Origin of the sequence: Pseudoalteromonas sp. MMG013 (genome assembly GCF_018100885.1) — a bacterium.
GTDB classification, from domain to species: domain Bacteria; phylum Pseudomonadota; class Gammaproteobacteria; order Enterobacterales; family Alteromonadaceae; genus Pseudoalteromonas; species Pseudoalteromonas aurantia.
This window is the reverse complement of the sequence record NZ_JAGJEE010000055.1, coordinates 1-10,742: the sequence shown is the minus strand read 5'-3', so window position 1 is coordinate 10,742 and position 10,742 is coordinate 1. Positions and strand designations below refer to the sequence as shown.

The window sequence follows — 10,742 nt, the reverse complement described above, 5'->3', positions numbered from 1 at the left end:
AGTTTTGTATTCAATTTTCCCTGCTGCGGTATATTGAATATAAGTATTTCTGGCTGCATCAGATATGGTTGCTTTTTGCATGCTGATAACACTGCCATCCGCCCCTTTTTTTGGATTACCTAACGCTTTGAAATAAACATCTCCATCCCATTGCGCATCAGTGACTGCAATGCGATGTGTCCACGCTTTTGCAGGCCCTTCATCTTGCTTATAAACTTGTAAGGTAATACCACCTTTATCCGTCGTCCAGCGAGCAACCAATACATCATTTGCACTATAGCGGCCAATAAAATCGTTCACTGCGATTTTCTGCTTGTCACTGCCTGCTGCCGTATATTTTGCTTCTAACGCTCCATCACTGAGCCTTAAACTGTAGCGGAATCTATTACTTAGTGTGTTATCTAATGTCGCCAATAAGTAACTATCACTTGCTTGACTACCTATCGTAAAAGTCGTCTCTACAACTTTATTATCCGATAAAGAAAATGGCTGCAAACTCTCATAAGTTGGCCAAGGGCCACTGCTCGTTGGGTTGTGCTTGAATGTAATTTGGTCATTTTCTACTGCAACATTTGTCTCATTTGTTACCTTAAACGCCGCTGACTTATGCATGCTCGCAATCGTAAATTGACCATCTGTTACACTCGGTGCTGGCCCTAACGCTTTAAAATAAACATCACCATGCCAATTATCATCTGTGACATTAATTGAGTGCGTTTTAGCAGTATGTATTCCTTGCTCTGCATTATAAACTGTCAGCGTCGCCCCTTCTTTATGCATATCCCAGCGCACAATAAGCTTATCACCTGCACTATAACTTCCTAGGGACTGACTGCTTACCTCTTTGCTGTGATTGTAATAACTGGCCGTCAACTGCCCATTCTTTAAACGTAAACTATAGCGAAAACGATTACCACTGCCTGAACTTTCAAGGTTATCAAGTCCTGCCAATAGATAGCTGCTAGCGGTATTACCCGCAACCGTAATTGCCGTTTGAAATGAACGCCCGTCAGCCAGTAAAAATGCTTCTTTTGAAGTCATTTCCGGCCAACTAGACTCAGTTGTACCTCTATGTTTGAATACAACATCGCCATTGCTCGTAGAGACGAACCCATCACCTTGCTTAAAGTCAAGTTCAGCGAGGCTTGAATTGACATTCGCCATAGGCATATCAACAACTTTAACATCACCCAGTTGTCGCATTTTTAATTTAATGATGCTGCCATTGGCACCACTTTTTGGGTTACCTAACACCTTAAAATGCAGCGTCTCAATGCTCGATGCACCCGCCAAATCTGACTCATTTAAAACGTGTATAATTGCACTTTCCACACCTGATGCTTTGTTATACAGTGATAACTTGATCCCTGAATCAGATGTATCCCAGCGCGCCACCCAAGTCTGGCCCGCCTGATATGTAGCCACCGTTGTGTTGGTAACTAATTTAGAATTCTTATAATAACTGACTTGTACATTTCCATCTGTCAATCGCACACTGTATCGAAAGCGTTTCTTACTGCCTGATGTTTGCGTGTTATCTAACCCTGCCAATAGATAAGAGCCCGACGCTTGTGCCCCAACCTCTAATTCCGTAATAATGGTTTTTCTTTCTGCTAGAGAAAATCCCGTATTCGTCATTACATAAGGGTATTCGGTCTTCGCTATATTGCTGCGTTCAAATACAAATTGCCCCGCTTCTTCACGCGTGTGAGGACCATCACTTTGTATAGAAAAATAATCATGGATATTAGGTGTAAATGCCTGAGCCAATTGCCCCCTTAAAAAAGCATTTTCACTCAACGGGCTCGTGTGCTGTTTTGCCTGTACAAGCTCACCTTTCTCATTGTATATATATTCTTTAGCATACCCTTGCGCATCGATATCTAGTGTCGGCCTTCCCGCCGCGGTATAAATAGTATAACTGGTGCGATTATCAACATGGTTTGCCATGCCTGCCAATTGTGTATCTAATTGCGCTAGACTCTGAGTAAGGGTACCTGTTGCACTTAACCACTGCGCTGTTGACACCAGCTGGGCATATTCAACCGTTTGTACTTTTTGGCCTGCATTGTCATAGTGATGACGGGTCACTTGGCCTCGGTTATTGACCGTGGCTGCTATTTGTCCTGCATGGTCATACAACACATAGCTGCGTGTACCCTGCTTATCTGTTTTGGCTATCACTCGACCTTGTTCATCGCGATAAAGTCGCTCTGTGCCATAGCTGTTATTACCAAGCCCGGTGCCTTGTGCTTTCCAAGTCACCATACCCGCTTTATCAAACACTTCTGTATGCCACAAACCACTGGCAAATCGGGTGCCTATACGTTGGTTCGCATCGTCATAGGTATACGCCGTCACCGCTTGATTAGCCGTGGTTTTTGTCAGTACACGCCCCAAACCGTCATAGCTAAAGTGAGTACTATTTGCCTCTGGGGTGGTTTCTTGTAGTAACCTGCCCTGTGCGTCATACACATAGTGCGTGGTACTCACTTCCCCGCTGCCCACACCTTGACTGGTCACACTACTATAACGACTCACGCTATTGAGCTGACCTCTAAAGTCATAGCCATAATCACTGCGCTGTTGATGGGCTTTTTGAGATGCTGCAAACCCTTCTAACGCGGCAACACTGTGCTCACTGCTGCTATACGTTGCATCGGTGTATTGATGCTGACTCACTCGCTGACCTAATATGTTATAACGGTATTCAACTAGGCGGTTCTCTGCATCTAACTTAAAACGTAAGCGCTGTTGTGTATCGTACACATACACCGTGCTCTCTGTGCCTATTTGCTCTTTGATCAGCTGGTTATTGCTGTTATAGGCTCGTGTTATCGTGACGCCGTCAGCATCAACTTCTAATGTTAAATTACCTTCACTGTCATACCCGTACTGCGTTTGATGGCCCAATCCATTGGTCACACTGTGTAATCGACCCGCCGTGTTATAGCCATACTCTTGTTTAACGATTTGGTGATTGTCAACTCGCTCCACTGAGGTTAAGCGCTTGTCAGCATCAAAATGGTAATCAACCTGCGCCCCGCCTATGGTCACGCGAGTATGTGTGGCACTCACATAGTTATATAGGGTTTGATTGCCCTCTCCATCAGTGAGGCTTTTTACTCGATGGTCGCCATTGTGTGCTTCATAGCCGATTGTTAATACTGTGCCATCTGATTGCGATACACTTTGTACGCGGTTGCTGTTGCCATCGTAGGTATAGCGCGTTTCATATACTTTACCATCGGCAATACTATTATCGGCTGGAGTTAAATCAACTTTCACTGACGATAAACGCTTATTCGCATCATAGCCGTAGTAAACACGCGTATTAGCACCGTTTTTTCCTGCTTGAGTGCTACCCGATTGGGTTTCTAACTGCGCTATCAGCCCTTGTGCATTGTAAATCAACGCGGTTTTTTCTGTGCCCGTCGACGTTTTAGTTAAAATACTACTCGCACGCTCACCGGTATACTCAATGGTGGTTTGGTGACCTTGCGGCCCCTGCATGGCAGTTAAACGCCCCGCTGCGTCATAGTGCTCTTTGGTATTAGTGCCGTCGATTTTAAGTGTCGCACTGCCGTCTGCATTAAATGTTAAGGTGTCATCTGCGCCGCTGCCTGCTTTACTCACATACTCTTTACGTGCGCTATCATAGACAAATTTCTGTGCGTAACCATCTGCAGTTGTGCGAGTCACCACACTCCCTGAGGTATTTTTACTGCCTTCTAGCTCTATGCGCTTTAAAAAGCCCAGTCGCCACTGGTCATTGTTGTCGCCATCAAAATGCCCTTCACTGTTATAAGTACGTACTATCCCAAGTCCCAGACCCAGTCCTTTAACCTGTTCATCTTTGCCTTGAATAACCAAGTTACCCGTTGCCGCATTGACAAAAACTTGCTCTGACGCCTGCCCTAATGCGGCTTTACCTGAATCAACCTGACCACCCAACATCGTTGCTGAACTGTTAAATAACCCGAGTCCATTACCTGAGATCACTGCACCCATACTTAAAAACTTCCTTCAAAAACATTATTGTTAATTTTTATATAAATACCTTATCCAGTATTTTCAGAAAAAGTTTAGGAAAAAGTTTAATTATTTTTTAACTAATTGAAGTAGCTTGATTTTATATTGTGCAGAATGTAAATAACACCAAGTTCATTCTAGCCATACTGTGTTTGGCATGCTTAGCTAATTGGCTATTATCACACTACATCAATTGGCTGCTTACACTGTGATTTTACTAGATGTGGTTTTGCTAGACACTCAATAAAGTACTTGGTAAAAGCTGACGTCTTACACACGCTTTTAGGCACCCCGTTCAAGCTTTATGACTCATTGCCTATGAGAGCAGTTCACCCTGCGCTTATCGTTCTGATTAGTATGGAGTAAAGCTAAATCGTATACGTCGATATATCGACACGATAGTTACAAGTGATGAACACAAAAAGAGAAAACACTGAATGGTATAAAATAAAGCCCCAAAAGGGGCTTTATTTTACTATTTTTAGAAGTGGTAAGTCACACCGAGCGATAACTCGTTAATGTCGTTTTCAGACAAAGGGTAACGTGTATATTGCGCATCTAAGTTAACAGAGTCTGACAGGTGATATGCAACACCAACACCATAGTAAAGATCTGTTTGTTGATCTTCATATCGGGTGTGAAAACGCCCATCTCTGGTGCTATCCAAATGATACTTCCAATCAAACGCCCCTAAGAAAAGCTTGCCTTCAAATGAGTTGACATTAAACACATCGTAACCCAGTTGCATCGCAAAACCTTCTGGTAAAATGGGCGCTATTCGATTCACTTGCGACTGTGCATCATCTGGCGCAATAACATTACCATTGAATGTTACACGACCTTGCCCTAAATCGATATACCGAATGCCAATTGTAAATTGTGGAAGTAATTCATAATAAATACCCGCTGACCAACTATTGCTGCTGTCATCAATATTCGAAGCAGCTAATGACGAATCATAGGCAAAATTAGCACTTGCTTTACCAGCCGTACCTTGAACAGACCAAGTATTAGCCATAGCTGGAACACTCATTAAACATGTCGCCGATACGAAAGCGAAACTCGGTAGCCCTAGTTTCCTTCTGCGGATCACAAGTGCCGAAATCATTAACACAATTATTCCTCCTAAACTTCCTGATGATTTATTTTCTATAGAAACTGCTTTTAATGCAGTCACTGTGACTTTTACGACCCCTTGAGACACCGCGCCTTTCGAGTCTTTCAATTGATAGGTAATGGTGTCTATGCCTTCAAAGCCCAATTTAGGCGTATAAGTAAGGGTATTATCAATATTAACAACCGCAGTACCTGTTTCCGCGCTTGCCGATATAACAGATAACACATCACCATCAGCATCAGAATCATTTGCTAATACGTCAATAACAACATTACCAGAGCCAACCACGTTAGCTGTATCAGCTTGTGCAACAGGGGCTGAATTTACAGTTAAATTAACCGTTGCTGTACTGTTAGATGTCCCCCCTTTACCATCTTTTATGCTGTACTGAATCGTGGCCTTTCCAAGAAAGTTCACCGGTGGTTGATAGACTAGCTTTTCATTCACAATCGCTACTTGACCAAAGTCTACCGTTGCACCTGTTATTGACAATACGTCACCATCGGCATCACTGTCATTAGCAAGTACATCAATAATGACCTCTTGTCCTGCTGAAATGGTCACCTCATCACTATTGGCAACCGGTAACTGATTCGAGCTAACAGGCACTGCAATCCCACCTGGATCAATAACACTACGGTTGGCGATGCCATCATCATCATTCGGACCACCATCAACAATTTGTAACTGCACACACCATGCACCTGCTACCAAGCCACTTTGCCACTCACTGCTTCTCGGTGGTGGGCAGTAACCCGGCTCTCCTTGTGTTGACAATATGTTGTTGTCGCCTGATTCATCAAAGTTTACCCACTGATCATTACGGAGTTTACGATATACCCCATTTTCTGGCACTGGATTCCTTTGTGGTATTACTAAACTATACGTATCACCCGCTTGAGGTAGACCATTAGCAATAAAGCCAAACAAGCCACCAATATTATTTGCATCTTGGTCTTCAGGTAATTCAGTTACCAATAACTGAACACCGCCCGTGGTGTTTTGAGGTACTGTTGCGCCTTTGCGTAAACATACCCCAGGATCGCCTTCTATTAAGAACTGCTGTGACTCTGCGGCCTGCTCTTGCATTACATTACAATCACTAATGGCATCTTGAAAATCAGGTATCCCATCACCATCTGAGTCATTATGTCCTTCTTGGTCGTCTGGTATGAGGTCACCATCCGTATCGTTACTCCCTAACGCTTGTAACTCTGGCACTATTTCAAGGTAGATATCTTGTTGCGTGGATAAACTTGGTACCGCATTATCGGCCGCAATAACTGATAACTTATATACTCCTGATGCAATGCCTTGCGGTGAAAACTCGAACTGTTCAGCTTGATTACTTTGGTTAACCAACACCGTATCACCTGCCCATGTTGTCGTGACAACATCCGATAAGTTTGCATCAAATGTGCTGGCTGTAACCGTTACTAAATCCTGATTTGACGTCAGAGTAAGTCGTTTCTCACCTGCTTGCGCAACAGTCGTTGAAATAGTTGGTGCAACATTTTGCTCTACGATGGTCACCGTTGACGTTGATTTAGCACCAACATTCAGCGCGTCGCTCAAACTTACGATAATGGTCTCGTTGCTTTCGGCAATGTTATCTGCAAATATAGTGAACGATATTTGCCCTTGAACACCCGATTCAATGACAAACTCACCCGCGGTTAAATCATGGTCATTGCCATCAGCTGTACCTGATACCGTATAAGGCACCGTTAATGGGTATTGAACAGCTGGGCCGTTCAAATAAACATCAATGGTATGTGTTTGCTCTTCTACCACCTGGCTGTCTTTTTGTAACGATATAAGCGGACGAACCGATACTGTTTGTGTCGCTACAGCTTGCTGACCTTGCTGATCAGTTGTTTGCCAGTAAGCAATATGATTACCCGGCACAAATACAGGCTGTCCTCCAACCAAGGATACTGGTAATGAATTACCCTGGTTGTCTGTGGCTATGGCGGTCCCTAGATCCACTTTAGTGAATAGCCCTGTGGCATCAACACTTACATCAACCGGTGCAGTTATCGTTGGAATAGCCGTTGATTGACTTGCGCTAAACGTGACTGTTGCTGTTGCACCGCTGCGCGCTCCCTGTGAGTCTTCAATTAAATATTTAACAATCACGGTCCCTTGCGTATTGTCTGAACCAACGTATTCAATTTGGTTGTTAACAATCGTTGCGGTACCAAGTGATGCACTCGCACCAATAATGGTTAATACTTGGTTCTCAATATCTGTATCGTTTTCTAATACATTTAACGAATACGTATTGCTTGAATTTGTATTAAATGCAAATACGTCATTTTGTGCGATGGGCGCGTCATTTACCGCGTTCACCGTCACAAACACCGTCGAAATATTCGACGTTAATTCACCATCAGAGGCACTATAAGTGAAACTATCGACCCCAAAGAAGTTCGTAAAGGGTTGATAAGTAAACACATCACCCTGAACGGATAAAGTACCATTTTGCGGTTGAGTATTGATGTTTATTGTAAGCTGATCGTTATCTATGTCTTCCACGACAGCGCTAAAACTGGTATTTGCATCTTCCGTTACCGTCGCCTGAATGTTACTTGATGTAGGTGCCGCGTTCACTGCCTCTACAACTAAGTCAAAACGCTCAAGAGAGGCACTTAATTGCCCATCAGAAACCGAAATTTGAATGCCTGAGTACACACCAACATTGTCTCTGCTAGGTGTACCAGTTAGACTCCCTGTTGCTTCATCAAAACTTGCCCAATTGGGCAAGCCCGTTATTGTAAACGTTAACGATGTAGAGTCTTCATCACTCGCCTGAGGCGTAAATGTGTAACTCTCATCTTGTAAAACACTGAGTGCTGGGCTCCCTGCTATAACAGGCGCATCATTAACGTTGTTTACAGTTAAAGTAAACTCAGGTAATGCATCACTAAGTTGACTGTCACTCACACTAATAACAATACCCACGTAACTGCCAACATCACTATTTGTTGGCGTACCACTGAGTGTGCCTGTTGTCGAATCGAAGGTTGCCCATAATGGTTGATTCGTTATTGAGAAGCTCAAGTTGTCTTGGTCGTCATCTCTTGCCGTCGGTGTAAACGTAAATAACGCATCTTCGTTTGTATTTAAGGCCGGTGAGCCAGATATAACCGGTGCATCATTAACACTAGAAACCGTCATAGTAACCGTTGCAGCATTAGATGTGAGGCCTTCTTGGTCATCGACCGTATACGTAAATGTGTCTTCACCGAAGAAATTTGCATTCGCGGTATACGTGATTGCACCCGATGAGCCTATTGATACCTGACCATTTATGGGTTGAGTAACAATGGCAACAGAACTTGCGTTAAGTGTACTATCAACATCGGTATCATTACCTAATACGTTAACCTCAAACTGCCCATCTTCTAACAATTGCGCGGTATTATCTACTGCGACTGGAGCATCATTAACAGCACTGATGTTCACAGTCACTGTTGCTGCTGCCGATGCGAGATTATCACTATCTGTCAATGTATACGTAAACGTTAATTGTCCATTTTGATCTGCTTTGGGCGCGATGTTCAGAGTGCCATTGGTGTTCACTGTCACCGTTGCTAGTGAATAATTTCCAACACCTTGGCCTTGGTCCTCAAGGGTGATATTAGCGCCGTTAAAGGCTTGATCTTCCACATCTGAATCATTATTCAATATTGCAAGTGTGGTCGACGTATCCTCATTGGTTGTCACTGTGTCATCACCAGCAACCGGCCTGTCATTTACTGAGCCGATATTAACCGTTACTGTGGCGGTATTTGATGCCAACCCAGCCGAATCGGCAACAGTATAAGTATACGTATCAGTGCCATTTTCATTGGCATTTGGCGTATACACCATAGTGCCATTAGTTTGGTCTAAGCTAACCGTGCCTTTTGTCGGCTGCGACACGATGCTAATCGCACCTGAGGGGTTGGTATCTTCGACATCTGAAGCATTAGATCTTACAGTTAAGGCATTAGTTGCAATATCTTCATTCACTGTTTCATTAAAGTTTGCGGCAACAGGTGCATCATTAACCGCGTTTATGGTCATAGATACAGTGGCTTTAGCAGACACAAGCCCGGTGCTATCTTTAACATTATACGTAAATGAGTCAGCCCCATTTTCGTTACTAGTCGGTGTATACGTTACCACCCCATTTGCAATTGTCACTGTACCTTTAGTTGGAGTGTCTACAATTGTAGCTGACGCCACAACCATATTATTTTCCGCATCGGTATCATTGGCAACAACACTGAAAGTGATTGGAGTATCTTCATTGGTTGAAGAAGCATCAGCCACTGCCTCTGGTGCATCTTCAACAGCGGTCATAGTTAAAGTCACGGTCTGAGTAGTAGATTCCGCATTCGAGGCATCTCTTACTTTATAGGTAAAGCTGTCACTGTGGTTTTCGCTGCCGTTATGCTGATAACTAAAGCTGCCATCACTATTAAATGTAAGCGACCCATATTGCGGATCTGTTACCTTCACGGCCGATAGAGTATCGCCACTATCGGTGTCATCGTCCGTCGCATTGCTTAATACCCCATCAGCAACCCCTTTCGTTAGCAATGCACCTTCATTTAAGCTAAACGCGAAACCTTGTCCTACCGGCGCATCGTTGGTATTAACCACTTCAATATTAAACGTGAGTGGATCGCTATCTTCCGTACCATCTGATACTTTTATAGCGACGTTATTGGTTGTGCCTACATGTTCATCAGTCGGGGTGCCCGTTAACGCGCCTGTATTGGTATCAAACGCTGCCCAAGTGGGCTTATTTGTAATAGCATAAGTATGTGTATCACCGCTATCTGAATCAGTTAACGTCGGTGTAAAGCTATAAGCTGCATCTTCATTCACTGAGGTAATTGCTGTACCAGATAAAACCGGTTTTACATTATAACGTTTTGTTGTGGTCGCAGTAACGCTGCTAGCGGCATTGCCCGCTGCGTCGCTCACAGTCGCTGAAAGTGTCAGTGTTCCTTCATTCAAGTTTGACACATTAACGTTTGTAACTTGAGCCGTTGATCCTGTAATTGTTGTCGCTGAGCTGCTAGAAACCGTACTTGCGCCATCAGATATTTGATACACAAATGATCCCGAACTTTCTAACCCACTTAATGTAAAGCTTAACGCAGCTTCATTACTCGCATTTATCAAGCTCTGATCTATCGCTGCGGTTTGACCTGTGGGTGCGATGTTATCAAGTGTAATTGTGTGTGTTGAAGAGTTTGACGTATTGCCTGCACTATCTAACTGTGTCGCTGTAACCGTCAAACTACCATTATTTAATGCGCTAATATCTAACTCATTGCCTGACAGCGTCCAGTTACCGCTTGAGTCTGCCGTGGTCGTTTTACTCACCCCGCCAATATCAATAGTCACTGTAACACCCGACTCTGCACCAGTACCCTGAACCAATACATCACTATCTTCACCGGCGTTAACAATGCCATCACCTTCAATTGGCGTGGTGATTGTTAACGTACTCGGTGCCTCATTATCAAGGGAAATCGAGGTGGTTGCTGCAGTTGAAGTGTTACCCGCCGCATCCGCTTGGCTGGCCGATACA

Annotated in this window: 2 protein-coding genes; both read right to left on the bottom strand. The window is 43.8% G+C overall.

Annotation, left to right across the window (positions count from 1 at the left end):
• Window positions 1-4,011 (bottom strand): RHS repeat protein (locus J8L98_RS24120; protein ID WP_210998601.1); only part of this gene is annotated, 4,011 nt, incomplete at its 3' end.
• Window positions 4,012-4,513: 502 nt separating this feature from the next.
• The coding region (locus J8L98_RS24115) for an Ig-like domain-containing protein (RefSeq protein WP_210998600.1) at window positions 4,514-10,742 on the bottom strand (6,229 nt) is incomplete at its 5' end.